The 26468-nt window shown below is 60.2% G+C and carries 25 protein-coding genes and 2 pseudogenes; 9 read left to right on the top strand and 18 right to left on the bottom strand.

The annotated features are described in order from the left end of the window. Positions 1 to 225: 225 nt before the first annotated feature. The 3 genes and pseudogenes from HU770_RS27120 to HU770_RS17060 form a co-directional block, all read right to left on the bottom strand. Positions 226 to 459 (bottom strand): annotated as a pseudogene (locus HU770_RS27120) (integrase); the annotation flags it as partial. A 79-nt stretch (positions 460 to 538) separates the two neighbouring features. Continuing rightward, positions 539 to 1204, bottom strand: a complete 666-nt coding sequence (locus HU770_RS17065; protein ID WP_186653161.1) for an RraA family protein — start codon at positions 1202 to 1204, stop codon at positions 539 to 541. A 99-nt stretch (positions 1205 to 1303) separates the two neighbouring features. Next, positions 1304 to 2203 carry a LysR family transcriptional regulator gene (locus HU770_RS17060; RefSeq protein ID WP_186653163.1) on the bottom strand — a complete coding sequence of 300 codons (900 nt, stop codon included), beginning with the start codon at positions 2201 to 2203 and terminating at the stop codon, positions 1304 to 1306. Between the two features lie 176 nt (positions 2204 to 2379). On the opposite strand from HU770_RS17060, the gene HU770_RS17055 reads away from it, so the two are divergent. The 6 genes from HU770_RS17055 to HU770_RS17030 all read left to right on the top strand — a co-directional run bounded on the left by HU770_RS17055 (position 2380) and on the right by HU770_RS17030 (position 9162). Further along, positions 2380 to 3729: an MFS transporter gene (locus HU770_RS17055; RefSeq protein ID WP_186653165.1), complete on the top strand. Its 1350-nt coding sequence runs from the start codon at positions 2380 to 2382 to the stop codon at positions 3727 to 3729. 59 nt (positions 3730 to 3788) lie between these two features. Beyond that, complete coding sequence (locus HU770_RS17050) at positions 3789 to 4451, top strand: RraA family protein (RefSeq protein ID WP_186664481.1); 663 nt, start codon at positions 3789 to 3791, stop codon at positions 4449 to 4451. 345 nt (positions 4452 to 4796) lie between these two features. Next, positions 4797 to 5927, top strand: coding sequence for an MFS transporter (locus HU770_RS17045; protein ID WP_186653664.1), 1131 nt, complete (start codon positions 4797 to 4799; stop codon positions 5925 to 5927). A gap of 22 nt (positions 5928 to 5949) precedes the next feature. Continuing rightward, positions 5950 to 6591, top strand: coding sequence for an alpha/beta hydrolase (locus HU770_RS17040; protein ID WP_186653170.1), 642 nt, complete (start codon positions 5950 to 5952; stop codon positions 6589 to 6591). 143 nt (positions 6592 to 6734) lie between these two features. Continuing rightward, entirely contained in the window at positions 6735 to 8102 is a 1368-nt protein-coding gene (locus HU770_RS17035) for an MFS family transporter (RefSeq protein ID WP_186664479.1), read from the top strand. 13 nt (positions 8103 to 8115) lie between these two features. Next, positions 8116 to 9162, top strand: coding sequence for a hydroxyacid dehydrogenase (locus HU770_RS17030; RefSeq protein ID WP_186664477.1), 1047 nt, complete (start codon positions 8116 to 8118; stop codon positions 9160 to 9162). Between the two features lie 74 nt (positions 9163 to 9236). Here HU770_RS17030 and HU770_RS17025 read toward each other — a convergent pair whose 3' ends face one another. The 9 genes from HU770_RS17025 to HU770_RS16985 form a co-directional block, all read right to left on the bottom strand. Next, entirely contained in the window at positions 9237 to 9833 is a 597-nt protein-coding gene (locus tag HU770_RS17025) for a TetR/AcrR family transcriptional regulator (RefSeq protein WP_186664475.1), read from the bottom strand. 166 nt (positions 9834 to 9999) lie between these two features. Beyond that, on the bottom strand, positions 10000 to 10824 hold the full coding sequence (locus HU770_RS17020; RefSeq protein ID WP_186653181.1) for a CoA ester lyase: 825 nt from the start codon (positions 10822 to 10824) through the stop codon (positions 10000 to 10002). Further along, positions 10821 to 11663: a MaoC family dehydratase N-terminal domain-containing protein gene (locus HU770_RS17015; RefSeq protein WP_186664473.1), complete on the bottom strand. Its 843-nt coding sequence runs from the start codon at positions 11661 to 11663 to the stop codon at positions 10821 to 10823. The genes HU770_RS17020 and HU770_RS17015 overlap by 4 nt, the downstream gene beginning before the upstream one ends. A 19-nt stretch (positions 11664 to 11682) precedes the next feature. Further along, complete coding sequence (locus HU770_RS17010) at positions 11683 to 12624, bottom strand: FAD-binding protein (RefSeq protein ID WP_186664471.1); 942 nt, start codon at positions 12622 to 12624, stop codon at positions 11683 to 11685. Then, positions 12625 to 13374 carry an electron transfer flavoprotein subunit beta/FixA family protein gene (locus HU770_RS17005; protein WP_186664469.1) on the bottom strand — a complete coding sequence of 250 codons (750 nt, stop codon included), beginning with the start codon at positions 13372 to 13374 and terminating at the stop codon, positions 12625 to 12627. A gap of 49 nt (positions 13375 to 13423) precedes the next feature. Then, positions 13424 to 14626 (bottom strand): CaiB/BaiF CoA-transferase family protein, encoded by a 1203-nt coding sequence (locus HU770_RS17000; protein ID WP_186653192.1) that lies wholly within the window; start codon positions 14624 to 14626, stop codon positions 13424 to 13426. Positions 14627 to 14688: 62 nt separating this feature from the next. After that, complete coding sequence (locus tag HU770_RS16995) at positions 14689 to 15852, bottom strand: acyl-CoA dehydrogenase family protein (RefSeq protein WP_186653195.1); 1164 nt, start codon at positions 15850 to 15852, stop codon at positions 14689 to 14691. 69 nt (positions 15853 to 15921) lie between these two features. After that, positions 15922 to 16518 carry a thiamine pyrophosphate-dependent enzyme gene (locus HU770_RS16990; RefSeq protein ID WP_186653197.1) on the bottom strand — a complete coding sequence of 199 codons (597 nt, stop codon included), beginning with the start codon at positions 16516 to 16518 and terminating at the stop codon, positions 15922 to 15924. After that, a complete protein-coding gene (locus tag HU770_RS16985; RefSeq protein WP_027593331.1) occupies positions 16506 to 17036 on the bottom strand; it encodes a thiamine pyrophosphate-binding protein in 531 nt (176 codons plus the stop codon). The genes HU770_RS16990 and HU770_RS16985 overlap by 13 nt, the downstream gene beginning before the upstream one ends. 418 nt (positions 17037 to 17454) lie before the next feature. Here HU770_RS16985 and HU770_RS16980 point away from each other — a divergent pair, with 418 nt between their 5' ends. Further along, positions 17455 to 18744 (top strand): dicarboxylate/amino acid:cation symporter, encoded by a 1290-nt coding sequence (locus tag HU770_RS16980; RefSeq protein ID WP_186664467.1) that lies wholly within the window; start codon positions 17455 to 17457, stop codon positions 18742 to 18744. Between the two features lie 562 nt (positions 18745 to 19306). On the opposite strand, the gene HU770_RS16975 is transcribed toward HU770_RS16980, so the two are convergent. After that, entirely contained in the window at positions 19307 to 20674 is a 1368-nt protein-coding gene (locus HU770_RS16975) for an MFS family transporter (RefSeq protein ID WP_186664465.1), read from the bottom strand. Between the two features lie 352 nt (positions 20675 to 21026). On the opposite strand from HU770_RS16975, the gene HU770_RS16970 reads away from it, so the two are divergent. Then, positions 21027 to 21950: a LysR family transcriptional regulator gene (locus HU770_RS16970; RefSeq protein ID WP_186664463.1), complete on the top strand. Its 924-nt coding sequence runs from the start codon at positions 21027 to 21029 to the stop codon at positions 21948 to 21950. A 294-nt stretch (positions 21951 to 22244) separates the two neighbouring features. On the opposite strand, the gene HU770_RS16965 is transcribed toward HU770_RS16970, so the two are convergent. The 5 genes and pseudogenes from HU770_RS16965 to HU770_RS16945 all read right to left on the bottom strand — a co-directional run bounded on the left by HU770_RS16965 (position 22245) and on the right by HU770_RS16945 (position 24833). Then, the gene (locus HU770_RS16965; protein WP_238347498.1) at positions 22245 to 22769 is read right to left on the bottom strand and encodes a hypothetical protein; all 525 of its coding nucleotides are present in this window, start codon (positions 22767 to 22769) and stop codon (positions 22245 to 22247) included. A gap of 364 nt (positions 22770 to 23133) precedes the next feature. Further along, a complete protein-coding gene (locus tag HU770_RS16960; protein ID WP_016486281.1) occupies positions 23134 to 23439 on the bottom strand; it encodes a DUF6482 family protein in 306 nt (101 codons plus the stop codon). Further along, a pseudogene (locus tag HU770_RS16955) lies at positions 23436 to 23609 on the bottom strand (DUF3833 family protein); the annotation flags it as partial. The pseudogene HU770_RS16955 and the gene HU770_RS16960, both read right to left, overlap by 4 nt. 36 nt (positions 23610 to 23645) lie before the next feature. Then, the gene (locus tag HU770_RS16950; protein WP_186653209.1) at positions 23646 to 24173 is read right to left on the bottom strand and encodes a chalcone isomerase family protein; all 528 of its coding nucleotides are present in this window, start codon (positions 24171 to 24173) and stop codon (positions 23646 to 23648) included. Between the two features lie 99 nt (positions 24174 to 24272). Then, on the bottom strand, positions 24273 to 24833 hold the full coding sequence (locus HU770_RS16945) for a hypothetical protein (RefSeq protein WP_186653213.1): 561 nt from the start codon (positions 24831 to 24833) through the stop codon (positions 24273 to 24275). A gap of 211 nt (positions 24834 to 25044) precedes the next feature. Here HU770_RS16945 and chrA point away from each other — a divergent pair, with 211 nt between their 5' ends. Then, entirely contained in the window at positions 25045 to 26262 is a 1218-nt protein-coding gene (chrA, locus tag HU770_RS16940) for a chromate efflux transporter (protein WP_186664461.1), read from the top strand. Positions 26263 to 26468 lie beyond the last annotated feature (206 nt).

Raw genomic sequence — 26468 nt, 5'->3', positions numbered from 1 at the left:
GTGTGGGGCGCAAAGGCAGAGCTGCTGTTGTTAGCAAGGCAAGGCTGCCTGTAGCTCTTGATGCGTTACGGCACAGAGGTGCTCTTGAGTACGGCTGACGGTGTCCTGAATGACGTCGGTCTCGACTGATCCCATACAGAGCCGTTCATGAGGTGTAGCGGCTTTTGCGGTGCGCGGACTGGCTACCTGAGTTGTGGTGACGCGGGATAGTCTAACCGGAGTCGGTCAGAGAACAGGTGCGTTTGTTATGCTGTTCTGGGCGTCGTCAGCGTCGCCCTCTAGCGAAGATTGAGCTGTGAATAGCTGGGTGGCACGACTACTTAGCAACGATCCTGCCTGTAAGTAGCCCATCACCGTACTGACACTGCGATGTTCGGTCATGGCCATGATTTCACCGAGTGGCACACCCTGACGGCCGGCTTCGGTGACGAAACCCGAGCGCAGAGTGTGCGCGGCCCAACTCGAGCACGAGGGCAGAAAAATCTGACCTCGTTCAACAACGATCGATCAGGATTATTGAGACGACAGAAGGTTCGCCTCAGTTCGCGAGACCTGCTTTTTCCAGGACTTTGTCGAGCCACGACTGGTCCAGCGCACCGGTGGCGATCTCTGCCTTGACCGCTTCTTCGTGAGCCTCGTGCTCGCGTGCTTTGCCCAGCACCTGTTCGGCGAGTTCCTGAGGGAACGCAACGATGCCGTCTTCATCCGCCACGATGATATCACCGGGCGAAACGATCATGCCGCCAACCGAAACCGGCACGTTGATTTCGCCCGGACCGCTCTTGTACGGGCCGCAGTGAACCACCGCCCGGGCATAGCAAGGGGTGGACTTGAAGCTGTCGACATCGCGAATCGCCCCGTCGACGATGAAACCCACGCAGCCGCGCTGCTCTGCATAGAGCTTGATCAATTCGCCGATGACAGCGTTGTTGGTGTCACCCTGGGCGTCGATGACCAGTACGTGACCCGGCTCAATCAGCGTCAGCGCCTTGTAGATGAACAGGTTGTCGCCCGGGCGGGTCTTCACGGTCAGTGCGGTACCAACAATTTTGCCCGATGTGTTGTAACGGGTAAGCCCACGCGCGCCAATGTGTCGCCCGAGGTTGTCGCTGATGTGCGGGGTTACGACCGATTGGAACGATTCGACCATGTGCGCAGGGGCGAGGGTTGGCGACGGCAGGATACGAGACCCGGGTAACAGCATGACAATCTCCTGAATGACTTGAACCAGCGTGGTAGACGCCGATGGTAGGAGAGAACTGCGGTTACTTTTAGCGATATTTATTGATAAAAAACAATCGCCTTAAGTAATGATAAGGCGAGTGAAATCGCAGGCGCCTTGCGCCAGACGCGCGACTTCACCGCTGAGGCCCTGGTAGCGGTCAGCCCGATGCACGCAGACATAGCTGATTGGCGGCAGCGGCAAATCTGTTTGAATGACCTTCAAGCGGCCCTGCTCGATCAACGTACTCATGCAGTGCCTGGGCAGGTAGCTGAGCCCTACGCCGGAAATCGCCAACCCAACCTGGGCGACCAGGTAGTTGCTGGTGAGGGTCTTGGTCAACCGAACATCGTGTTCGGCCAGCCAACGCTCGTAGGTTTGTCCGGTGCCTGAACTGCCACCTTGGGTGAGGACGGTAAACGACGACAGCGACTGCAGGCTCATTGGCGCGTTACCTGGGTAAAGGGAGGGTGAGCACATCCATGAGTTTTCGACAGCGCCCAGTGGGGTGCTGATGAAACGGGGGTCGCGGACAATGTCGGGCACGATGATCAGGTCGAGTTCGTCGGCCTCCAGCCGGCGCAACAGGTGGGTGCTCAACTCGATCGAGGGCTCCAGATCGACCTTGGGATAGGTCTGGTGGATCTGCTCGACCAGGGTAGGTAGCCAGGTGAGCGCCGTGAGCTCGGTGACGCCGAGCCTGAAACGTCGGACCAGCGTTTCCTTCGAGCTGACGCGCTCCAGCAGGGTATCCCGCTGGCGCAACATCTCGACTGCGCAGCCATGCAGCTCCAGGCCTTTCTGGGTGAGGCGGGCGCTGCGCTTGGAGCGATCGAAAATCGAGACGCCAAAGGCGTCCTCCAGCTCTTGCACGCGCTTGGAGATCGCCGATTGGGACATGTTCAGTTTGGCCGCCGCCGCTTCAAAGCTGCCCAACTCGACAATCCAGTAGATAGCCTCGATTTGCTTCAAAGTGATCATAGCTTGCCTTTTGGTCAAGAAGCCCCCCATTAGAGCGGCTTGGCCAGACTCACAAGGCGCTAGGGGTGAGGCGATTGTCCACTAAAAGCGATGATAAGTGGTGAGTATTTGTCGCTTTTTTTCTACCTTTGCCGCGCCTAGATTACCGCCGAAATACAAAAACAAAGGTATGAAGTATGTCGACCGTTGAAGTTGCACAGGCCAAAGGGCGCAGCACTTACCGGTGGATAGTGGCTGGCATGATCTTTTCGATCTATACCATCGCTGCCGCCGACCGGGCCAATCTCGGCGTTGCACTGCCGTTCATCCGTAAAGAGTTCGAGATGAGCAACGCAGAAGCGGGTGGGCTGATGAGCCTGTTCCTGCTCGCCTATGCGTTGGCGCAAATCCCGGCGGGCTTGGCCTTCAGCCGACTGGGCGTGAGCCGGATCCTGCCGACCGCCATGGTCATGACGTCGGTACTCACCGGTTTGGTGGGTACTGCAGGCTCACTGCTTGCGTTGAAAGTCTATCGGTTTGGCCTGGGCCTGGCCGAAGGGCCGCTGCCGATCAGCATGACTACCACTATCAACAACTGGTTCCCGCCGAGGGAAAAGGGCATTGCTTCAGGCATCTTCCTGTCTGCGGTAAAGTTCGGCCCGGTCATCGTGCCGCCGCTGTGCGCCGTGATCATCGCGGTCTGGGGCTGGCGCGAGGTGTTCTACTTCTTTGCGATACCCGGCATCCTGTTGTCGATCGCCTGGTATTTCATGATTGCCGATCACCCGTCGAAAAGCCGCTTCGTGAATCAAGCCGAGCTTGACTACATTACCGACGAAACGCCGCTCGACAAGGTCGCCAGCTCTAAACCCGCCGAGCACAAGACTTCAGGACTGGGCCTCAAGCGCCTGGACTTCATTATCCGTCGGCGCGAAGTGTCTGCGTTGGAGACCAAGCGCCAGGTGTTCGGCTCTTGGCTGATCTGGGGAAGCGCGCTGGCGTACTGCTTCCAGTTGGGCGTCTCGAGCGTGCTGTTATCCTGGATTCCCACCTACCTGATCAGCGTCAAAGGCTTCTCGCTGATGAACATGGGCCTGGTCTCGGCAGCGCCTTGGGTAGGGGCGGTGCTGGGCAATCTGTTGGGCGGCTACTGTTCGGACCGTTGGTTGGGCGGCCGGCGCAAGCCGGGGATGCTGCTTTCGGCGCTGGGTACGTCGGTGATGATGTACCTGTTGATCCATTCGCCTGCGGACCCGCTCTCTTACGGTCTGTTGCTGATGGCGACGGGCGTAGTGCTGAGCTTCGGGTTCTCGTCATACATGGTCTACCCAATGGCATTGGCGACCAAGAAAACCTTCCCTGTGGCCAACGCGATCGTCAACATGGTCGGCCAGCTAGGGGCCGCCGCGACGCCGTTCCTGACCGGTCTATTGCTTGACAGCTACGGCTGGAACTATGTGTTCACCTACCTTGCAATTGGTTCGTTCGCCAGCTTCGTGCTGTTGCTGACGATTCTGGAGCCGGTGCCGAAGGCCAACAAGGCGTGACCGCAGGGTGTATGGCGTCACCCGTTGTGATCAATCAGTCTGTTTGAAAGGAGTTAACGATGCACGCAGAAGATAAAGCGCTGGTCGCACTGTTCGAAGGCCTGGACACCCCCGGCGTTTCGGATGCCCTGGACAAGCTCGGCCTGCCTGGCCACTGTTTTGGCGTCATGCCGCTGGACAACTACAAACAGGTCGTCGTGGGGCCTGCTTTCACCGTGAAGTACGTGTCGGCCAGCGTGCCGCCGGGCACGGTTGGCGATTTCATCGAAGACGTCGCCGAGGGCGATATCGTGGTCATCGATAACGATGGCCGCACCGATTGCACCGTGTGGGGCGACATCATGACCCAGTACGCGAGCACTCGGAACATCGCCGGCACGGTAATCGACGGTGTCTGCCGCGATGTCAACAAGGCCCTGGGCGATGCGTATCCGCTGTTCACCCAAGGGCGTTTCATGCGCACCGGCAAGGACCGCGTCCAGGTCGAATCGGTCAACCAGCCGGTGTCCATCGGCCAGGCCCGCGTGTGCCCGCGTGACATCATCGTCGCCGACGCCAATGGGGTCGTCGTGGTGCCGCGTGCTCGGGCGCAGGAAGTTGCCCAGGTGGCGCGTCAGATCGAAGCGATCGAAGCGGATATCCGAGCATTGATCAGCCAGGGCCGCACCCTCAAGCAAGCGCGTGAAGAGCTGGGTTATCACACCTTGCAACGCAAGTCCTGAGCGTCGGTCTACTGACCCACGGTAAGCAAAAAGCGGCAAGTGAAGCGTTCAGCGAAATGAACGCAGTACTTGCCGCTTTTTTGCGTCCACACCAGCGTCAATGTGCTAAGCCTCCCTGCGCAGGAGGTATAGCTGTTATGCCCACATTGTTTAGCAGCCATGCACAAGCCCCTTTATTATAGGCGCGCGCGTCCTACGCGCCTTTCCCTCCACACACCCTGTCGGCGGTCAATGCGGCTAAGGTTTCCCTCGCTGGCCATTCCTGCGAATCGATCTATATCTTGAAGGTTTACCGTGCACGCTGAAGTTCGTCTTCCCGGGGCCCGCAGCATTTTTTGCCTGGGCATGCTACAGATTCTGGTCTGGGGCGGTTCGTTCTTTCTCCTGGCGGTCATGGGCGAGCCGATCATGCGCGACACGGGCTGGGGCAGCCAGTGGGTCTATGGCGCATTGTCGTTGAGCCTGATGATCTCGGCGCTGCTGGCCCCCATCTCGAGCCGTATGGTGGCTCGTTATGGCGGCCGCGTGCAATTGGCCTGCAGTGGCCTGATCGTCGCGCTGGGGTTGTTGATCGTTGCCGCCAGCGAAACCCTGCCGGTGTTCCTGCTGGCCTGGGCCGTGATAGGTATCGGCATGGCGGCGGGGCTCTATGAAGCTCTGTTTTCCACACTTGGCGCGTTGTACGCGGAGCGCGCTGGCAAAGCCATCACCGGCATTACCTTGATCTCAGGCTTCGCCACGACCCTGGCCTGGCCGCTGGTTGCATTCGCCATCGAGCACGTGGGCTGGCGTGCCACCTGCGTGGGTTATGCGCTGCTGCTGGTGCTGGCGACCCCGCTCTATCTGAAGGTCTTGCCAAGCGGTGGCAAACTGCGCCAGGTCAAAGGCAGCACCGAGCAAAGCAGCCCGCCGGTTGACCGGCGTCTGTACCTGCTGTTGATCTGGATCTTCGCGCTAGGCGCGATCATCATGACGGCAATCTCGGTACAACTGGTGGCAGTGCTCCAGGGTCTGGGTTACTCGCTGGCGGCGGCGATCGCGCTGTCGTCGCTGCTCGGCCCTAGCCAGGTGGCCTCACGGGTTCTGCAAATGATCGCGGGCAAGCGTCATCCGATCTGGACGGCGCTGGTGTCGGCGGTGCTGGTCTCCGTCGGGGTGCTGCTGGTGGCCTTCGCGCCAGGCGCCACGGCAGTCGGCTTGCTGCTGTACGGCCTTGGCAACGGTTTACGGGCGATCGTCCGTGGGTTGCTGCCGCTGGTGTTGATGCCGGCCTCGCAGTATGTGGCGCTGATGGGCAGGATGTCGCGCCCATCGCTGATCGGCCAGGCCCTGACACCCCTGGCCAGTGGCTATTTGATGCAGCACTTCGGGGCACTCGGCGTACTCATCACGTTGTGCAGCCTGGCCGTGATCAACGTGGTGCTGGTTGGCCTGGTATTAACGTCGTTGCAACGGTCTCCCGCTCAGCCGGCCTGAGCAGCAGTAGAGGAACATCAGCATGAGCGATGAAAAACGAAGCGAGCGTCTGATAGAGGGGCCAGCAGGCCAGATTGAACTGATCATCGATGAACCGAGCGGCCCACCTAGAGGCGTGGTGGTCGTGAGCCACCCTCAGCCACTACTGGGCGGTAGCCCGCATCACCTGGTGCCACTGACGCTGGCACGCAAGCTTTGCGCAGAAGGCTGGCGGGTGGTCCGCCCGAGCTTTCGTGGCGTGGGTAAATCGACCGGTGTGCATGACGGAGGCATCGGTGAAAGCGAAGACAGCATCATCGTCCTCAAGCACCTTCAGCGCTCGTACCCGGACCTGCCGATCGCCCTGGTCGGGTTCTCCTTTGGCGCACATGTGTTTGGTCGGGTCGTGTGCGCGCTCGAGGACACCCTGCACGCGGTGGCACTCCTGGGGCTGCCGGTGGGCTTAGTGCCCGGAGGACGCTTGTACGAGCCACTGGCATTGCCTGTCGAGTGCCTGCTGCTGCATGGCGAGCACGACGAAATGGCGCCCTTGGCAAACCTGCTCGACTGGGCGCGGCCAGAGCGTCGGCCGGTGGTGGTGTACCCTGCTAGTAATCACTTCTTCAAGGGCTGCCTGGCGCAGGTCGCGCAGCACGTGGCACGGCACTTGAACCACGCTAGCTGATCAACCCATGCGCCGCTTCGACGGCGCACCAGCCATACCCAGCGAGCATATCTGTTAGGCCGTAAGGCTGCCTGCCGCCGCCTCTGATGTTATGCAACGCTAGTACCGCAACTGTTAAAAAAATAACAACAAAAGGTACTGACATGCATGCACAAAGCCCTACGGCTCAGCCGTTGACTCGCAAAGAGCGCACTACCGCCATCGTCGGTGTCTGTTCAGGCAACCTGGTGGAATGGTTCGACTTCTTCATCTACGCCTACACCTCCATCTACTTCGCATCGCTGTTCTTCCCCAAGGGCGATCAGACCAGCCAGCTGCTGGCCACCGCCGGTATCTTCGCCGTCGGCTTCTTCATGCGCCCCTTGGGCGGCTGGATCTTTGGCTACATTGCCGACACGCGCGGTCGCAAGATCTCGATGATCATCTCGGTGTTCATGATGTGCGGCGGCTCGCTGATGATCGCTGTCATGCCGACCTATGAAATGGTCGGCGTCGCGGCACCGATCCTGCTGGTGATCGCACGCTTGATGCAGGGCTTGTCGGTAGGGGCCGAATATGGCACCGGCGCTACCTACATCAGTGAAGTCTCACGCGCTGGGCGCCGCTCTTTCTACGGCTCGTTCCAGTACCTGACGATCATCGCCGGGCAACTGCTGGCGCTGCTCACCGTTGCGGTTCTGCAGCAAGTACTCTCCGAACAGGATTTGAAGGCCTGGGGCTGGAGGATTCCGTTCTTCATCGGTGCGCTGGCATCGGTGGTAGTGGTTTACCTGCGCCGCACCATGCGTGAAACCGCAACCGAGCAAGACATGAAACGCAAGGAATCCGGGTCGATCAAGGCGCTGATGCAGCACAAGCGCGCGGTGCTCCTGACCTTCACGCTGACCATCGGCTGCTCGCTGTATTTCTACACGTTCACCGCTTACATGCAGAAGTTTCTGGTGGTCAGTGTCGGTATCCCCGCGCCAACCGTGAGCCTACTGATGGCTGCCGCGCTGGTGATCTTCATGATCGCGCAGCCGCTGTTCGGCTTGCTCGCCGACCGCATCGGCGTGCGCACCAACATGATCATTTTCGGCACGCTGGCGACCTTCCTGGTCATCCCCTTGCTCACGGCCATCAAGTCGACGCAGGACCCTTATGTGGCGTTCTCACTGGTAGTCGCCGGGTTGCTGATCGCCGCGTTCTACACACCGGTGACCGGCGTGCTCAAGGCCGACCTGTATCCAGGTACGGTGCGCGCACTCGGGGTAGGGCTGCCCTATGCGGTAGGCGCGGCCATGTTTGGTGGTTCAGCAGAGTATGTCGCCTTGACGTTCCGCGCGTCGGGCATTGAAGAGTATTTCTACGTCTACGTTTCTGTGATCGGGGCGATAACCCTGATTTCAGCCCTGTTGATGCCTGACCTGGGCAAGCATGGCTACCTGGACGGTGACGGCAAGGTCGAGGAAAACACCGGCCTGCGCAAAATGCTCAATCGCCGGGCACAGTCCCTCAATTCCAATTCCTGAAGGCCAGAGAGCGATGACGTCTGTGCAAATCAAAAGGGTATTTCGCTTCGACGTGTGGTACCACCCGGTCATGGCCCAAGTGTTCACCGAGACGCCTGGATTCGAGCTGAACACGATAGCTCGCGCTGCTCCCAGAGCGCACATCCTGCAGGCGCTACGGGCCAGCCATGTCTATCAGATTCCGTCAGCTCGAGACGAATTGCCCGCGGGCTGGCGGGCGGATGCCGAGTTGCTGGCGCAGTTGCCGCAGCTGTTGTGCATCTCCACCAATGGCGCTGGATATGACACGGTCGACCTCGAAGCCTGCAACAGGGCAGGGGTGCTGGTACTCAACCAGTCCGGCGCCAATGCTCAATCTGTGGCAGAGGCGGCGATCGGCCTGATGATCGACTGTTCGCGGCGTATCAGTGAGTCCGACCGCCGGCTGCGCCAGTCGCGAGGGTATTCGCGCGAAGACCTGATGGGCTCAGAGCTCTACGAAAAGACCTTGGGGCTGGTCGGTATTGGCGAGATTGGTGGCCGGGTGGCGCGAGTGGCTCAGGCGCTGGGTATGCGGGTAGTGGCATTTGACCCCGGGCTTACGGGTGAGCAGGTACGTGACAAAGGGGCTGTGGCGGTTGACCTGACTACGCTGCTGGCCGAGAGCGATGTGGTTTCGCTGCACTGCCCGCGCTTGGCAGAAACGCTGAATCTGATGAACACCACCACCTTCGCGCAGATGCGCCAAGGCGCTATTTTCATCAACACCGCGCGCGGAGGCTTGCACGATGAAATGGCCTTGCACCAGGCGTTGGCCAGCGGGCATCTGGGCGGCGCGGGTATCGATGTATGGGATCAGGAACCGCCACCGCTTGAGCATCCCTTGCTAGCCTTGGAAACGGTGGTTGCGCTCTACCACACGGCGGGTGTCACCCGTGAAGCCAGGCAGCGCATGGGGCAGTGGGCGGCGCAGCAGATCATCGAGGTGATGGCCGGCCACCCGGGGCAACGGATGGTCAATCCGCAGGTGTTTCCGCGCTTCCTTGAGCGACTGCAGGCTGGGGATCATAGCGTCTATTGAAGTAGATCCCTAAAGGCCTCGAACCGGCGTCCATGTTGCCATAAGGCAATTGGGGCGCCGGCTCGAGGCCTTTTTTACAGCTCGTGCCGGTCAGCAGAAGTGGGGCATGACAACAGCGCGGTACTCATCCGCGTAATCCAGGCCTCTATCCAGGCTTCATCGACCGGGATTGGCCGGTTGCGCATGCCATCGGCAGTCTCAATCAGGGCAAAGATTGCCGCGATTGCGCTGGGTATGTCCTGCACGATGAACTGCCCGCAGCGCTGCCCGTGTTCTATTGCCTGAAGCAACGGCGCCTGCAGCCTGTCGAGCGCCTGCGCTAGCCAGACTCGCTGGCTTGCTTTGACATGCCGCGACTCGTGGCGCAGCAGCAGCTCTTCACAGGGGTGCGAGCGCTGGCGGGCCAGGAGAAAGCCCAGGTAACCCTGCAGATCGCGGGTGTACGGGCCACGTTGCCAAGCTTCCAGCCGCTGCGCGAGGATGTTCAACAGGACATCGAGGAGCAAGTCCTGTTTACTCGCGATATGGTGGTAAAGGCTGCCGGGTTGCAGCCCAACGCGGGCGGCCAGCTGGCGCATGCTCATGGCGCCATAGCCGTGCTCGGCGATCAGTTCACGCGCCGCAGTCAACAGAAAATCCGGGCAGTCGTGCGTGTTCGCGGCGTCAGGCATAGGCTGGCAATCTGGAAAGGGCACGCAGGAGCCGACAGACAGCGCGGCGGCAGCGGTTACGTGAAGGGCTGTTGTTCATTTGTTTTACCTCCAGGCAAAAAAACCAGGCAGGCAACCGAGTCCGTCAGAACCGCGGAAGTAGCCTGCCTGGGGTAAACAGCTTTGCTCAGTCGTCTTGGGCGATGCGCTCGAGCGTGGCACGCGCACGCAGTATTACTGGCGCATCTACCATTTGCCCGTCGAGGGTGAACACCCCGGCGCCGCTTTCGGCGCCCGCCACCACTCGGCGCGCCCAGTCCACCTCGGCCTCTGATGGTTGCAACGCCTGATGAATGACCTTGACCTGGCTGGGATGAATACACAACGCGCCGCCAAAGCCCATGTCACGCACGAACTCGGTATGCCGGCGCAGGCCCTCGGTGTCCTGGATGGACGGGTACACACCGTCCAACGGTGCGGCAAGATTCGCCACTCGGCTGTGCAGCAAGATGGCGTAACGCGCGTGCGCCAGGACTTGCTCGGCGGCCTCGCTGCCGCTGCGCAGGTTCAGGTCCAGCCCAAGGTCAAGGCTGCCGAAAGACAGCCGTTCGACGCCGACGCTCGCCGCCAGTTGAGGCAATGCGACCAGCCCGCGTGCGCTTTCGATGATCGGCCAGACGGGCTTGCCGGTCGCGTGTGCCAAACGGATTTGTTCGACGGTCTCGGCCTTGGGCAAGAGCATGCCGCGCACCCCCGCATGACGTTGGCACAGGGCCAGGTCTGCCTCATGCGACCAGTGCTCGGGGGCGTTGACCCGGACCAGTACCTGGGCCTGAGGATGCGCTAGCAAAAACGCCTCGAGGTTGTCCCGGGCCTGCTCCTTGGCGGCCTCTTCGACGGCGTCCTCGAGGTCGACGATCACCCGATCGGCACCACTGGCCAACGCTTTGAGGATGCGTTCCGGCCGGCTCGCCGGGACGAACAGGGCACTGCGTACGACTGCCTGGCTCATTGTGCGGCTCCTGTGCTGAACGCCACTTCGCCGGATTGCGCCATACCGGCCGCGGCGGTCGCCCACACCTGCGCCTTGCCGGTTTCCAGCAGACGTCCACCGACTTCGAACGCGTCAGGCGAAATCAGTGGGCGCAAGCCGCGGAAGTTGAAGCGATGTACGCGTGCATCCGGGTTGGCCTGCTGGAAGGCCCGCAGGCTGAGGGTAGCGATCAGCGGGCCATGCACCACCAACCCCGGATAACCTTCTGTCTCGGTGACATAAGGCCAGTCGTAATGGATGCGGTGGCCATTGAAGGTGACCGCCGAATAGCGGAACAGCAACGTCGCATTGGGCTCGACAGTCTCCTGCCAGGCGCCTTCAGGGGCTGCCTCGGTGCCGCCGAGTTTGGGCGGGGAGGGCTCGCGGTAAACGATATCCTGCTCTTCCACCAACACATTACGGCCGTCCTGAACAAACTCGTGCTTGACCGTGACGAACAGCAACGAACCGGTCCTGCCGTGTTTCTCTTGTACGTTGAGAATGGTCGAGCGGCGCGACACTTCGGCCTCCACGAGCAACGGCGAAATGAACTCCAGCCGGCTGCCCGCCCACATGCGGTTGCGGTTGTCTGCGGGTGGCAGGAAGCCGCCGCGGGCAGGGTGGCCATCACTGCCCAGGCCCACAGCGTCGACGGTGTCCTGGAAGAACGCCCAGTGCCAGAGCAAGGGCAGGGCGTCGCCTGGCCCAGGTGCCGGCTCGCTCAGGGTCGCGGCGATGCGCTTGACCAGGTTGTGGGTTATACGGTCGTGGCTGGTTTCGGTGCGGCCGATCCAGGCGCTGAGGTCTTGTGTGGTCATTGTGCGTGTCCTCGTCTGATCAAAGATGGCTGGCAAGTTCCGGCACGGCGCCGAACAGATCCGCCACCAGGCCGTAATCGGCCACCTGGAAGATCGGCGCCTCTTCATCCTTGTTGATCGCAACGATCACTTTGGAGTCTTTCATGCCGGCCAGGTGCTGGATCGCACCGGAGATGCCGACCGCGATGTACAGCTGCGGTGCGACGATCTTGCCGGTCTGGCCAACCTGCATGTCGTTCGGCACGAAGCCTGCGTCGACCGCGGCGCGCGAGGCACCGACAGCGGCGCCGAGCTTGTCGGCCAGGGCGTACAGGTGCTTGAAGTTGTCACCGTTGCCCATGCCGCGGCCGCCGGAAACGACAATCTTGGCAGCGGTCAGCTCAGGACGATCGGACTTGGCCAGTTCTTCGCCGACGAACTTCGATTTACCTGCGTCGTGGGCCGCGCCAACGGCTTCAACCGAGGCCGAACCGCCTTCAGCAGCAACCGGGTCGAAACCGGTGGTACGCACGGTGATGACCTTGACCGCAGCGCTCGATTGCACGGTGGCAATGGCGTTACCGGCGTAGATCGGGCGCTTGAAGGTGTCGGCCGACTCGACCGCGATGATCTCGGAGATCTGGTCGACATCGAGCAGCGCGGCAACGCGCGGCAGGATGTTCTTGCCATTGGTGGAGGCCGGGGCCAGCACGTGGCTATAACCCGCAGCCAGCTCGACGATCAGCGGCGCGACGTTTTCCGGTAGAGCGTTTGCATAGGCTGCGTTATCGGCAACCAGCACCTTGGCAACGCCAGCGATCTTGGCAGCGGATTCGGCAACGCCACTGACGTTCTGGCCAGCGACCAGCACGTGTACATCACCACCGATCTTGGCGGCAGCGGCGACAGTGTTCAGGGTGGACGGGGCTACGGCACCGTTCTCAGGACCTTGTAGGAGGTCAGCGACAACCAGGATAGTCATTTAGATTACCTTCGCTTCGTTCTTCAGCTTCTCGACCAGTTCGGCCACCGACTTGACCTTGATACCCGCGCTGCGGGCAGCCGGCGCTTCGACCTTGAGGGTCTTGTTGGTGGAGGCCAGGGAAACGCCCAGCGCGTCTGGCGTGACGGTTTCCAGCGGCTTTTTCTTGGCCTTCATGATGTTCGGCAGCGACGCGTAGCGCGGCTCGTTCAGGCGCAGGTCGGTGGTGACGATCGCCGGCAGGTTGAGCGCAACGGTCTGCAGGCCACCATCGATTTCGCGGGTGACGTTGAGCGTATCGCCAGCCACTTCAACCTTGGAAGCGAAGGTGCCTTGGGCGAAGCCAGTCAGCGCGGCCAGCATCTGGCCGGTCTGGTTGTTGTCACTGTCGATGGCCTGCTTGCCGAGGATGACCAGCTGCGGCTGCTCCTTGTCGACAACGGCCTTCAGCGCCTTGGCCACGGCCAGGGAGTTCAGTTCGTCAGCAGCTTCGACCAGGATCGCACGATCGGCGCCCAGGGCCAGGGCAGTACGCAACTGCTCCTGGGCAGTGGTCGGGCCGACGGAAACGACGACGATCTCGGTCGCAACACCTTTTTCCTTCAGGCGTACGGCTTCTTCCACGGCGATTTCGCAGAAGGGGTTCATGGACATCTTGACGTTTGCAAGGTCGACGCCGGAGTTGTCCGCCTTGACGCGAACCTTGACGTTGTAGTCGACCACACGCTTGATTGCGACGAGCACTTTCATGGGCAGTATGACTCTCTGATTATTGTTCTAAGACTGCAAAAAAGAGGGGTCAGATGACCCCACAAGTGCGCAGTTCCTCAATACGTTCAGCAGACAGGCCGAGCTGGGCGAGAATGCTCGCGCTGTGCTCGCCCAGGCCAGGCACCGCATCCATGCGCGGGCTGAAGGCGTTGCTGCTGGCGGGGGGGAGCAGGCTTGGAATGCTGCCATTAGGCGTCGCTACTTGTCGCCAGCGCTCGCGGGCCTGAAGTTGTGGATGCTGCCAGACCCCCTGCATGTCGTTGACACGGGCATTGGCGATGCTGGCGGCGTCCAGGCGGTTGATGACGGTGTTGAAGTCGAGCGCGGCGAAGGCCTGAATAATCAGTTCGCGCAAAGCGTCGCGGTTTTCCACGCGCTTGAAATTGGCCGAAAACCGCTCATCGTCGGCAAGCGCAGGCTGCAGCAGGACCTGCTCGCAGAACAGCCGCCATTCACGCTCGTTCTGTAGCCCGAGCATGATGGTATTGCCATCTCCGGTAGGGAACGGCCCATACGGATAGATGGTGGCATGTGCAGCGCCGGCACGCGGTGGCGGGGTCGCACCCTGGTAGGCGTAGTACAGCGGGTAGTTCATCCATTCCACCAGGCTCTCGAGCATCGAGACGTCGACATGGCTGCCTTCGCCAGTCTTGTCACGCAAGAGCAGAGCCGATAGCACACCGGTGTAGGCGTACATGCCGGCGGCGATGTCGGCAATTGAATTGCCCGCTTTGGCCATCTGATCGTCACCAGGGCCGCCGGTCACCGAGAGAAACCCGCCTTCGCTCTGGATCAGCAGGTCATACGCTTTCTTTTGCTCGTAGGGACCACCTGCGCCGTACCCGGAGATATCGCAGACGACCAGTTTCGGAAAGCGTGCATGCAGGGCTTCAAAGGACAGGCCGAGCCGCGCTGCCGCGCCTGGCGCCAGGTTCTGCACCAGCACGTCAGCCTGTTCCAGGAGCTGATCGAGGATGTCGCCGGCGATATCCTGCTTGAGGTCCAGCGCCAGGCTTTCTTTGGAGCGGTTGGTCCAGACGAAGTGCGAAGCCAGGCCATTAACCCGCTGATCGTAACCGCGCGCGAAATCGCCCACGCCCGGTCGCTCGACCTTGATTACCCGGGCGCCAAGATCGGCCAGTTGACGGGTACAGAAGGGCGCGGCAATGGCGTGTTCGAGGCTGATGACGGTGATCCCGTCGAGTGGGCGAATACCTGTAGGCTGGCTCATGATTGTTATCTCTCTTGTCATGGCAGGCCCCCGCCGCCTTGGCGGCCAGGGGGCGACTTCGGTCAGAACGAGCGGGGCAACTCCAGCAGGTGCTCGGCGACATACGACAGGATCAGGTTGGTCGAGATGGGGGCCACCTGGTATAGACGGGTCTCGCGGAACTTGCGCTCGACGTCGTATTCGTTGGCAAAGCCAAAGCCACCGTGAGTCTGCAGGCAGGCGTTGGCGGCTTCCCAACTGGCCTTGGCTGCCAGGTACTTGGCCATGTTGGCGGCGGCACCGGCATTCTTGCCGCTGTCATACTCTTCACAGGCGCGCCAGCGCATCAGGTCGGCGGCTTCTATTTCGATATGCGCCTCGGCAATCGGGAACTGCACCCCCTGGTTCTGACCGATCGGGCGGCCAAATACCACGCGGTCACGCGCATATTGGCTGGACTTCTCGATGAACCAGCGGCCATCGCCGATGCACTCGGCGGCGATCAGGGTACGTTCGGCATTGAGGCCGTCGAGGATATAGCGGAAACCTTTGCCTTCCTCACCAATCAGGCTGCTGGCGGGGATCTCCAGATTGTCGAAGAATAGTTCATTGGTCTCATGATTGACCATGTTGGCGATCGGCTGCACGGTCAGGCCATTGCCGATGGCTTCGCGCAGGTCGACCAGGAAAATCGACATGCCTTCGGATTTTTTCTTCACCTCGGCCAGCGGGGTGGTGCGCGCCAGGAGGATCATCAGGTCGGAGTGCTGGATCCGCGAGATCCACACCTTCTGCCCGTTGATCACGTACTTGTCGCCCTTGCGCACGGCGGTGGTCTTGATTTTGGTGGTGTCGGTGCCGGTGGTAGGCTCGGTCACCCCCATCGACTGCAAGCGCAGTTCGCCACTGGCGAGTTTGGGCAGGTAGTAGCTTTTCTGTTCGTCGCTGCCATTACGCAGCAGGGTGAACATGTTGTACATCTGGCCATGAATGGTCCCGGAGTTACCGCCGCAACGGTTGACCTCTTCAAGGATCACCGACGCTTCGGCCAGGCCCAGACCTGATCCGCCGTATTCTTCGGGGATCATCGCTGAAAGCCAGCCGGCTTCGGTCATGGCTTTGACGAAGGCCTCCGGGAAGCCCTTTTCTTCATCGAGCTTGCGCCAGTACTCGGCAGGGAAGTCACCACACAGGGCGCGTACGCCCTCACGGATGGCATTGAGTTCTTCGTTGTCGTAGTCGCTCATTATTGTTCTCCAGGCGAGGCAGGCTTGCAGCGTCGTCGTGGTTCGGCTGCAAACCTGCCTCTAACGCGGTCAGAGAGGCTGGAAGCCGAGGGCAGCGCGGAAACGGTTCTTGATGTAGTGACCGTCACGCGGCGGCAAGACCCGCGGCGGGTTCTCAGCCTTGATCTTGACGGTGGCGAGCTTCACGCCTTCACGGCTGGCAAAGCGTTCGCGCAGGTCATGCACGCCCTCCATTTCGCGAATTTCGCGGGTCCAACTAAAGCCGCAAGTCTGCGCGACCTGATCGAGCTTGATGCCGAAACCGGCATGGCTGACCTGCATCCCCGTCTCTCCGAAGTGGCCGTTGTCCAGCACGACGATGGTCAGGTTGGCCGGTTTTTGCAGAGACACCGTAGCCAGTGCGCCGAAGCCCATCAGCAGCTCGCCGTCGCCGGTAATGACCACGACCGATTTGTCCGGTTGGGCATTGGCCAGGCCAAGGCCAACGGTGATGGCGCTGCCCATCGCGGCCCAGAGGTAGTAGTTGCCGTCGTGGTCACCTGCAGCCATCACATCGTAGGACGCAGAGCCCAGGCCGGTAACGACCAGCACGTCCTTGCGATCGGCGAGCAGGGTGCGTACCACTTCACGGCGGCACAGGGTGTGGTTAGCGCTTACTTGACCCATTTCTTTTCTCCGATCAGGCGCTGACCGAGCAGCAGGGCGGTGGCAGAATCACCGTTGAAGGCCATGGTAGCGGCGCCATGCAGCAGCGGCGCGACGTCCTCGGGCACATCGGCGCGCCAGGTCATCACCTTCATCAGCTGCAGAGAGGCCTCGGTGGCTTGCCCCATCGGGTTCTGCCAGGCGTTGAACTCGGCCCAGTCGCCGCGCATGGTGACCACCATCAGCAGTGGGAAGCCGGCGCAGTTCTGCAGGGCCAGGGTGTTGATGCAGTTACCCACACCACTCGACTGCATCAATAGCGCACCACGCTCGCCGCCGAGCCAGGCGCCGGCCAGGTAGCCAATGCCTTCTTCTTCGGTGGTGAGGACGACTGCCTTGATATCAGGATCCTGATAGGACATGCGGATGGCGGCTGAGTGGCCGGCGTCCGGGACGAAGACGACATGCTTGACGTCGTGAGCCTTGAGGACGCGGAAAACGTCTTCTTGCCAGCTTTGTTCAGCTTCTTGCGATGACATGGTTGTCTCCAGTGCTGCTCTTGTTTTGCCTCATCATGAAGTGAAAGCAAGCCACCGACGACTACCATTTTTCTCTTTGAGATATGCCCGTTCGGCATACCTTTCTCACCCCGGAAGCGGCACCTTGTTATCGCACGAAGGCATAGCTGATAGGCCGAAACTGACCTTATCCAACGCCGTGGATTTGGTTACGGTTTGAGGTCGGCGTCCCTGCGGGCGCCGTGCTTGACCCACAAAAATAAAATCCGAGGGTACTTCCATGTTCGAACGCTTCCTGCGCTGGCTCACCCCTGCACAACTGTCCGCGATATCGCAGTCTTCCTCGGCATGTCCTACGAGGCATCTTGCTACTGCCTACCTCATTCCGTAATGCACCGCACCTGCGGTGAAACGTTCATTACTTGATAACAGGTGGTCCATGAAATACCGTCTCCCGCTCGCAGGCTGGATCCTGCTGGCCATGCTCACCGGTGTGCTGATCGGCTACACCATCTTCCTTAATGCCGCTGATAAAGCCAGCGCAACCGAGATTGCCGGGTACATCTCGATTATCTCGGATGTGTTCTTGCGCCTGATCAAGATGCTGATTGGGCCGCTGGTGTTCTCTACGCTTGTGGTCGGCATCGCTCACATGGGCGATGCAGGTGCTGTTGGCCGTGTGTTCAGCAAGGCCATGCTGTGGTTCCTGACGGCTTCGCTGCTGTCGCTGGCAGTGGGCTTGATGATGGCCAACATCCTCCAGCCGGGTCAGCACCTGGCGTTGCCGCTGCCTGATGTCAATGCAACGACGTCATTGCAGACTTCGGCGTTCACGCTGAAAGGCTTCGTGACTCATCTGGTGCCTAGGTCGTTCGCGGAAGCGCTGGCCACCAACGAAATCCTGCAGATCGTGGTGTTTTCGTTGTTCTTCGGCGTGGCGCTGGCCGCGCTGGGCGAGAAGGCCAAGGGGCTGGTTCGCCTCACCGACGAACTCGCGCAGGCCATGCTGACAATTACCGGTTATGTGATGAAGCTTGCACCCTTGGCGGTCATGGCGGCGATGGCGTCCACCGTAGCAATCAACGGGTTGTCGATTCTCGCAACCTTTGCGGTGTTCATGCGTGACTTCTACATTGGCTTATCGCTGCTATGGGGCTTGTTGATCCTGGCGGGGGCGATGTTCCTTGGGCGGAGGGTGTTCAGCCTGCTGCGGCTGATCAAGGAGGCGTTCCTGCTGGCGTTCGCGACAGCGAGTTCCGAGTCGGCGTATCCGAAGCTGTTGGCCGCGCTCGACCGTTTCGGCGTTTCGCGCAAGATTTCCAGCTTCGTGATGCCCATGGGATACTCGTTCAACCTCGACGGCTCGATGATGTACTGCACCTTCGCCGTGTTGTTCATCGCCCAGGCTTACGGCATCGAGATGACGCTGGGCACGCAGATTCTCATGCTGCTGACCTTGATGTTGACGTCCAAGGGGTTAGCCGGTGTGCCGCGCGCCTCCTTGGTGGTGATTGCGGCGACCCTTGTGCAGTTCGACATTCCAGAAGCGGGGCTGCTGCTGATACTGGGTATCGACACCTTCCTCGACATGGGCCGCTCGGCGACCAACGCGGTCGGCAATTCGATCGCCACGGCGGTGGTGGCGAAGTGGGAAGGGGAGTTGCTGGACGAGCCTGAGGCTGAGGTAGTGGCGCAAGCTCGCCAGGCCGATAACTCCGTGGCTGGCTGATAGGGAGGGTGCTGCGCGGGGAGCTGAACTCAGCCAAACCTGAGTACGCCCGCTACGATGAAGCTGCGCACTTTTGCAGTGCGTAGCCGATCGCGGGTTAGAGCAGGCTCAATGGCTTGGGGCTACGAAATCCTTCAGGACGGGGGCCCAGCGCTCCACACGACAGCGCGGGTTGCACCAGTCCTTCTGCGGCCAACATTATGCCAAACCCGCACAAGGCGGCGCTGAGCTGCCTTGACGCGTCGTTCACACGCAGCCGGCTGCCGACGTGTACCGGATAGACCACACCGTCGCGTGTGAAGCTCCACTGCTTACTCATCTCCCGTCCCAGAAACCATAGCCCAGACAGGCTTGCAACTGATGTTCGGCATATTCTTCGGTTACGCCGATCCGCAGTCACCGGCCAACTTCGTCGAGGTAGGCAGAGCAGCGCTCGATGAAAGTGTGGTCAGGCACTTCTGATAAAAAGCGGGGGCTGAAAAGGGCTCAGGCTCGCACCCGTGTTTGGCGCGAACCTGAGCCTTTGAGACGCTACAGACCAGTCTAGTGCGAGGGCAGGCGCTCAAGGCTGCGCCGTTTCCATCCGACTCACTGGCATGCCGGTATTCTCCTCCACCTTGCCATCCCCACTGATGTAGCCATGACGGGTCAGGTTAGGCATCAGCATCGAGGCAATGAGGGTCACACAGAGCACCGCGGCGACGTAGAAGAAGAAATAGTCCTCGGCGCCTTCTGCCCGGAATGACAGCGCCACATACTCTGCCGTGCCGCCAAACGCCGCATTGCCGACGGCGTACGGAAAGCCTACGCCCAAGGCCCTCACCGCCGGTGGGAACAACTCGGCTTTGACGATGCCCGCGATTGGCGTGTACAGCGAGGCGATAACCAACCCGCCAAACACCAGCGCAAACGCCACGAAAGGACTTTGCGTGCCCTTGATCGCCAACAGCACCGGGATCACCAGCAGCACCCCCAGCCCCGAAAACATGAGCATGTGAATCTTGATCCCGAGGCGGTCAGCCATCAGCCCGAACAGTGGCTGGCACAACATGAAGCCGATCAGTGCCGAGGTCATGATGAAACTCACAGTTTCTGCGTCGAAGCCGGCTGAGATCACCAGGAACTTCTGCATGTAAGTGGTGAAGGTGTAGAAGTACAGCGAGCCGCCAATGGTGAAGGCAAACACCAATGCCACGGCGCGTTTGTGTTTGAACATGCCGCGCAACGAGCCGGCACCCTCACGGTTCATGTCTTTTCTCGACGCGGTTTCGTGCATCGAACGACGCAGGTAGACCACCACTACGGCGCTGACGGCACCGATGAAGAACGGGATCCGCCAGCCCCATTCGCGCAGCTGTTCGTCCGTCAGGGTCTGCTGCAGGATCACCACGGTGAACAGCGCGAGCAGTTGCCCGGCGATGATCGTGAAGTATTGGAACGAGCCGTAGAAACAGCGGCGTCCCGGTGTGGCGATTTCACTGATGTAGGTGGCGCCGGTACCGTATTCTGCGCCTACCGATAGGCCCTGGATCAGCCGTGCGACCACCAGCATGATCGGTGCCGCGATGCCCACCGTTTCATAGGTCGGCATGACCGCGATGAGCAATGAGCCGCCGCACATCATGAACACCGAGATGATCATCGAGACCTTGCGACCTCGTGTATCAGCGATCCAGCCGAAGATCCACCCGCCCAGTGGACGCATGAAGAAACCGACGGCAAATACGCCAGCAGTGGCCAGCAGCTGGGTGGTGGTATCGCCTTTGGGAAAGAACGACGCCGCAAAATACATAGCGGTGTAGGCGTAGATGAAAAAATCATACCACTCGACGAGATTGCCCGAGCAGGCACCCATGATCGCGCGGACACGATTGGGTTGGCGGGCAGGCGCATCATCGAGATCGGTATTGATCGGCAGGGGAATGGACATGGTAGGGAACCTCTGGCAAAGCACGAGACATCACAAAGCGACAGCAAGCGCTTCATGCATGGCTTGGGGGCATTTCTGCGGGTCAGTGCGGGCGGTGCGTTCGCAAACAGAACGGCTGCAGTGCACGCGGTTCTGCCAGAGGAGGGGAGGTGATGAAAAGCATGATCAAGTCCTCTAGTCTTATTCTTGTGAGGCATCGCGTATCGAGGCGCGACTTGCTTGCAAGCTACTCCACAGCGCTCAGCTGAATAAGGGGACCAGGTGACTATCTGATATGCTGAAATTCTATAGCTGGTAGCAGGCGGGCTGTTTAGACTGCGACCCCACCCCATTTTCCCGCGTTGGTCAGCCCATGGACGTCGTTCAGCTCAAAACACTTATTCATGTCGCCGAGCTAGGCAGTCTCAGCAAGGCTTCTGATCGACTGCATATAGCTCAACCGGCGCTGAGTCGGCAAATACGTCAGCTGGAAAAAGAACTGGGGGTCTATCTTTTTGAGCGCCACGGTCGCGGCATGATCATCACCGAGGCCGGTAGTGAGGTGCTGCAGCATGCCACGCGCATCATGGATGAACTGGAGGCAATTCGCAGTTCGGTCGCGGGGGGGCAGGGGGCCTTCCGTGGCGCCGTGGCAATAGGCACCACACCGACCATCGCTGAAATCATGACGGTGCGCCTGGTTAAGCGCATTCGTGAAGAAAACCCGGATTTATCGATCCGTTTCTCCTCCGCCTTCAGCGGTTACTTGCTGGACTGGATCCAACGCGGCGAATTGGAACTGGCAATCTCCTATGACCTGGAGCCTTTGCACACGCTGCGCATCGTACCGGTGATGATGGAGAATCTGGTTCTGGTAGGACCACCCAGTGCCGGCCTGACATTGGATCGGGCCGTCAACTTTGCAAGCCTGGCCCACGAACAGTTGGTCCTGCCCAGCCCGCGACATGGCCTGCGCAAGATCATGGACCGTTGCGCTGCAGATGTCGGTTTCAAGATCGTAGCCAGTGTCGAGGCGGATTCATTTGGCGCCATGATCGATCTGGTCCGCAATGGTTTCGGTCTGACCGCTTTGCCACTGGCGTCGATCTATGCACATCTGCAAAACGGCACGCTTTGCGCAGCGCCACTGGTAGAGCCGACGCCGATGCGCAAACTGGTCATAGTGTCACCTGCCGACAGGCGAGTAAGCCCAGCGACTCGCTACGTCGGCGAGACGTTCGTAGCATTGGCGTCGGAATTGGTGGAACAAGGGATCTGGGCCGGTCACATGCTCTGAGCGCATTCAAAAAGATCATTGAAGTCAGCGGGTTGCCTGAGTGGGCGCCATTCCATTCATTAAGTGACGGTCACAATTACCGACGCTGGTGACACCTGTAAAGCGCACCTCCAGACACACCATTTAACATAATATGCATTATGCGCACCTTCGTATGGAGCTGCCGGGGCGTGTGTTGGCCAGATTGGAAGCCAGATCGCAGTACAATTTTCGCGGACGCGAAAAAATCCGACCTGTTCGGCCGGCACCAGGTATTGCTAGTAGCAACACCCGCCGTACCTGTTAACGGCTATGTCATGTCCCGTTTAGCCTAAGCGGCTTTCTCGGCCAGATGCTACTCGTACTGGTACTCCAGCTCGTGCTCCCGATCAAGGTCGCTGTCGGTGATGCTGTCAACGACCTCAAACGGAGTCTCTTCATCGAAAGACCAACTGTCGAAACGACGGATGATGTTGAACCTGGCCCAGCTTTCCTAGAGCCTGAATCGTAATTAGCGCTGGTGATTTTCAAGGAGGTCACTCGAAAGTCGGACGCATTCATGTCGGCCCGGGCTTCTGAGGTAGCGTCCTCCAACAAATCGTCAAGCTGAGACGTTAGATCATCTTCCCGAATGGCGTCCTTGAGGTCGTTGACGCCAAAGGCGGCACGACCAAGCCGAGGATCGTCAGGATCACGCGTGGCTACAGTGGTAAGGTCATGAAAATTGTAGAATTTCGCTCTCTGAGCGAATAGCTCTTGAGCTGAGGACAGCGAAATTCCTTCCGATTTGGAAAGAACTTTGGCCTGCTGCTTGATAAGACTGAAGATAGCGTAGGACATGGCACTTCTCCTTCTGACGACGCGCGCTCAGGGAAAACTGCTTGCGCATCTACCCGGTGGAACCAAGGAAAAATGCGATAGATAAAGGGTGTGGGTTGGAGCAATGCGTAGGCCCAGTGACGCGACCTCGGCATGGACTACCCTGCCCCTTTATATGCCTGAAATGAATAACTATGCTAAATATTCATTTAGTTTAGTTATATATGGCTGCGGCAAATGATCCCGACGCTGCCCCTCAAACACAGCTATAGCCACCCCTTCGCTCTCCGAGAGCAAATCACGCAAAGGCGGCACCTAGCGGGCCTTACCCTCCACTTCCGCCATCAGAACAACATCGCGGGCGGGCCCAGGCGCATCGTTCAGGCTACCACTGGCTGGTGAGCGTTACCGGTACGCGCAGCGGCGCAATGGGGCCGTCACGTTGCCCGCACATCTCATCATGCACCACCTGCTGTACCAGCATGCAGGGCACGGGTGGCAGGTCGGCCAACAGCTGCCGCAGCTCGGTAGTGGAGCGCACGCGAACGGGCTGCCCATGGGCATCGCTCAATGTCACGGGGCCGGCGTCGGTCAAGGCGCGCAGGAGGTAGAAACCACCCTCCAGCGACAGCAGTTCAAGTTCCTTTGCTTCGCCGGTCGAGACCAGCTGGGTAAGCGCGATCAGGTTCATGGTGTGCCCTCTGGCAGGCGGCGGAAGAACAGGGTGATCTGGGCGATCTCAACGCCCAGCTTGCTCATGCTTGAACGGTTGATCAGGGTGTCGTCATCCATGAGGTACATCCAGTCGTCCAGGTCTACCTGCCAGTGCCGCCCGTCAACTGGCAGGTCCAGCTGGTAACGCCTAGGAAACCAGCAACAGCACTTTGTACATGTTCCTCAGTCGTTGCCAGCCAGCCCAAGCAGGCGCTGGCGCAGTTGTGTATCCCGGGCTCCGGGGTCGAGCCAGATGGCAAAGAACGCCCTGGCAAAGACCGGGTCGGCGATATCGCGGCTGAATTTACCGTCGACGTAAAAGCGGCACCCCTGCCCCGGCAGGTACAAGCCAGTAATGCGCATGCCGGGGCGCACATCCACGAATGCCTCTTCAATCCCATGGGTCCACGCCGTGCGTTGTTGCGGCGTTATGCTGCCACCGTTGAGGCGGCGCATTTCCTCAAGGCTGGCCTGTACCAAGGTGTCCCTGGACAACGAACGGTGGTAGAGGAGCTCAAGGGCGAAAGGCTGGCTCCAGTCATGAACTGGCCCTGCTGTCCATAATTGTGCTGTGTAAAGACGCAGTCCAAACCAGGTGAACTCACCACTCCCCAGCCGTTGCGCCCCAGGCAGCTCCGCTCGCCAGCCCGCCACCGCCGAAAAGGCCGCCAGTAGCAGACAAAGGCAAGTCCAACGAGCACGGTGCGCCATACTGACCTCAAGCACGCGTAAATACTGTACAACAATAGCATCTTGTACAGATATTGTGCTCACAATGCATAGATTTTAATGCACAGCGCAAGACCTCGGTCACGCCACTAGCGATATGATCAGGTCCGCAATATTAAGAGGTACGAATGCCACGGTCAGCAGCGTATAGGCCTTGCGCGAGCTGGCTGCAAACACACACAGCGGGATCATGATCATGACCACGTCAAAGGCGCCCCAAAGCGCCATGGGCGAAACGCCGAACAACAGAATGTTGACGATGAACCCAAGCAGGTAATAGCCCGACAGGAACAGCAGCGCGTAGCGGCCATCCTGCTCGAAGTACACACGAAGCCCTTCACGCTCGTCCTCGCTGCGGCTAGGCAACATCAGCGCCGAGGAAACGAACAGCGCAAGAGCCAGCAGCACTAACAGCAAGAACTCCTGGAACGAGAAGGTCGCCCTGACTTGCGGCAGCGAATTGACCGCCCACCAGAAATCCATCTGGGTGGTGAAGAGCATGACCGCCCAGACCAGAGCCACCCAGTCTGGAGCAGCGGTGCGACGGATACGGAAGACGGTCAGCGCCCCCAGAAGCAGGCGCGTGACAGAAAGGCCCAAGACCATAGACAGGACGGTAGCAACGATAGGGAAATTGCTCATGGTGCCTCCTGCTGACCAAGACTCTGGACAGCGTAGGCGGCGAACAGCAAACTTTGCACAAATGAGTACGGATTATGGGGCTTGTCGCAGGATTTTAGTGCCGGTGAAACCGAGCGCCGCGGGGCGGCGCTGGGGCTACGCGCCAAAGCAACCTTCAAGGCTGGCTGTTCCCCACCAAAAACTGCAGCGTCACTTACCCAAGGAGCCTGTCTTGTCAGAACGCACTCACTGCGGCGTGAAGCCCAGCGACTCTGCCTGGTCGGTGTTTCTGGTGTTCTTGCGCCTGGGGCTGACGTCTTTCGGTGGCCCCATTGCGCACCTGGGTTACTTTCGTGAAGCATTTGTAGCGCGCCGCCAATGGCTCAGTGAACGCAGTTATGCCGAGCTGGTCGCCCTGTGCCAACTGCTTCCCGGCCCCGCCAGCAGCCAGGTGGGCATCGCGCTGGGCCTTTCACGGGCGGGGTACCCGGGCGCTGTCGCTGCGTGGGCTGGGTTCACATTGCCATCGGCCCTCCTGCTGACGCTGTGTGCTCAGGGCCTGGGGGCATGGGGAGGTGGCGCCCCAAGTGGCCTGTTGCACGGCCTGAAAATCGTCGCAGTCGCCGTGGTGGCCCAGGCCGTATGGGGCATGGCACGTAGCCTCTGCACCGATTTCGCGCGGGTAGCCATCGCCCTGTTCGCTGCCTGTACCGCGCTGCTGTGGCCCAACGCAGTCGGGCAGATAGCCGTGATCACAGGCTCGGCCATCACAGGCTTGATCCTGCTCAAGCCTCCGGGCTCCCCGGCAGGGGAAGAGCTGCCGTTTTCACTCAGCCGAAAGGCCGGGCTGGCTGCGCTGGTAATGTTCTTTGCCTTGTTGGTGGGCTTGCCGCTATTGACCCGCATCTGGCCCTCGCAAGCACTGGCAATGATCAACGCCTTTTATAGCGCAGGCTCGCTGGTATTCGGCGGTGGGCATGTCGTTCTACCGTTGCTGGAGTCGGCCACAGTGGCCAATGGCTGGGTCGCGAATGACACCTTTCTCGCAGGTTATGGCCTGACGCAGGCCATACCGGGCCCACTGTTCACGTTTGCAGCCTTCCTGGGTGCATCCATGAGCGTGCAGCCGTCCGGCTGGGTGGGCGCGACCGTTGGCATTCTCGCCATTTTTACCCCCTCCTTCCTATTGGTGGTCGGTGTAGTTCCCTTCTGGGAAACACTGCGGCGCAGCGCCCGCAGCCAGTCAGCGCTTGCCGGTGTAAACGCCGGCGTGGTCGGGCTTCTGCTGGCAGCCTTGTACCAACCGGTGTGGACGAGCGCCATAGCCAAGCCAGCAGACTTGGCATGGGCGCTGATCGCCTTGATGGCCCTGATGCTCTGGAAGTGGCCTGCGTGGTTGGTTGTCCTGGGCTGCGGCGTATTCGGTTGGCTGCTGAGCAGCACCTTTTAGGCTCTGTACGAAAAGTGCAGATCGCGGGGCAAGTCGGATCGCCGCACCGCCGCTCCCACAACGATGAATGACCCTACTTTTCGTACAGAACCTAATGTGGTGTTTCAGAAATACCACTGAAAATCATTTGCCCAGCGCTCGCGCCGCGCGAGCGACTGAGGCAAGGATGTCCTCGGCCTTCTTGTGCCAACGAAATGGCTTCGGGT

This window comes from Pseudomonas sp. SWRI68 (assembly GCF_014269165.1).
Taxonomy (GTDB): Bacteria; Pseudomonadota; Gammaproteobacteria; order Pseudomonadales; family Pseudomonadaceae; genus Aquipseudomonas; species Aquipseudomonas capeferrum.
This window is presented reverse-complemented; position numbering and strand designations above follow the sequence as displayed.

Bases quoted from the DNA above. Each gene is read 5' to 3' on its own strand.
- HU770_RS17010 (WP_186664471.1), bottom strand. From the start codon at position 12,624: ATGACTATCCTGGTTGTCGCTGACCTCCTACAAGGTCCTGAGAACGGT.
- HU770_RS17015 (WP_186664473.1), bottom strand. From the start codon at position 11,663: ATGACCACACAAGACCTCAGCGCCTGGATCGGCCGCACCGAAACCAGC.
- HU770_RS16945 (WP_186653213.1), bottom strand. From the start codon at position 24,833: ATGAGCAATTTCCCTATCGTTGCTACCGTCCTGTCTATGGTCTTGGGC.
- HU770_RS17000 (WP_186653192.1), bottom strand. From the start codon at position 14,626: ATGAGCCAGCCTACAGGTATTCGCCCACTCGACGGGATCACCGTCATC.
- HU770_RS17045 (WP_186653664.1), top strand. From the start codon at position 4,797: ATGCTACAGATTCTGGTCTGGGGCGGTTCGTTCTTTCTCCTGGCGGTC.
- HU770_RS17040 (WP_186653170.1), top strand. From the start codon at position 5,950: ATGAGCGATGAAAAACGAAGCGAGCGTCTGATAGAGGGGCCAGCAGGC.
- HU770_RS16960 (WP_016486281.1), bottom strand. From the start codon at position 23,439: ATGAACCTGATCGCGCTTACCCAGCTGGTCTCGACCGGCGAAGCAAAG.
- HU770_RS17065 (WP_186653161.1), bottom strand. From the start codon at position 1,204: ATGCTGTTACCCGGGTCTCGTATCCTGCCGTCGCCAACCCTCGCCCCT.
- HU770_RS17020 (WP_186653181.1), bottom strand. From the start codon at position 10,824: ATGAGCCAGGCAGTCGTACGCAGTGCCCTGTTCGTCCCGGCGAGCCGG.
- HU770_RS17005 (WP_186664469.1), bottom strand. From the start codon at position 13,374: ATGAAAGTGCTCGTCGCAATCAAGCGTGTGGTCGACTACAACGTCAAG.
- HU770_RS17025 (WP_186664475.1), bottom strand. From the start codon at position 9,833: ATGCCTGACGCCGCGAACACGCACGACTGCCCGGATTTTCTGTTGACT.
- HU770_RS16950 (WP_186653209.1), bottom strand. From the start codon at position 24,173: ATGGCGCACCGTGCTCGTTGGACTTGCCTTTGTCTGCTACTGGCGGCC.
- HU770_RS16965 (WP_238347498.1), bottom strand. From the start codon at position 22,769: ATGTCCTACGCTATCTTCAGTCTTATCAAGCAGCAGGCCAAAGTTCTT.
- HU770_RS17035 (WP_186664479.1), top strand. From the start codon at position 6,735: ATGCATGCACAAAGCCCTACGGCTCAGCCGTTGACTCGCAAAGAGCGC.
- HU770_RS16980 (WP_186664467.1), top strand. From the start codon at position 17,455: ATGAAATACCGTCTCCCGCTCGCAGGCTGGATCCTGCTGGCCATGCTC.
- HU770_RS17030 (WP_186664477.1), top strand. From the start codon at position 8,116: ATGACGTCTGTGCAAATCAAAAGGGTATTTCGCTTCGACGTGTGGTAC.
- HU770_RS17060 (WP_186653163.1), bottom strand. From the start codon at position 2,203: ATGATCACTTTGAAGCAAATCGAGGCTATCTACTGGATTGTCGAGTTG.
- HU770_RS17055 (WP_186653165.1), top strand. From the start codon at position 2,380: ATGTCGACCGTTGAAGTTGCACAGGCCAAAGGGCGCAGCACTTACCGG.
- HU770_RS16975 (WP_186664465.1), bottom strand. From the start codon at position 20,674: ATGTCCATTCCCCTGCCGATCAATACCGATCTCGATGATGCGCCTGCC.
- HU770_RS17050 (WP_186664481.1), top strand. From the start codon at position 3,789: ATGCACGCAGAAGATAAAGCGCTGGTCGCACTGTTCGAAGGCCTGGAC.
- HU770_RS16995 (WP_186653195.1), bottom strand. From the start codon at position 15,852: ATGAGCGACTACGACAACGAAGAACTCAATGCCATCCGTGAGGGCGTA.
- HU770_RS16985 (WP_027593331.1), bottom strand. From the start codon at position 17,036: ATGTCATCGCAAGAAGCTGAACAAAGCTGGCAAGAAGACGTTTTCCGC.
- HU770_RS16990 (WP_186653197.1), bottom strand. From the start codon at position 16,518: ATGGGTCAAGTAAGCGCTAACCACACCCTGTGCCGCCGTGAAGTGGTA.
- HU770_RS16970 (WP_186664463.1), top strand. From the start codon at position 21,027: ATGGACGTCGTTCAGCTCAAAACACTTATTCATGTCGCCGAGCTAGGC.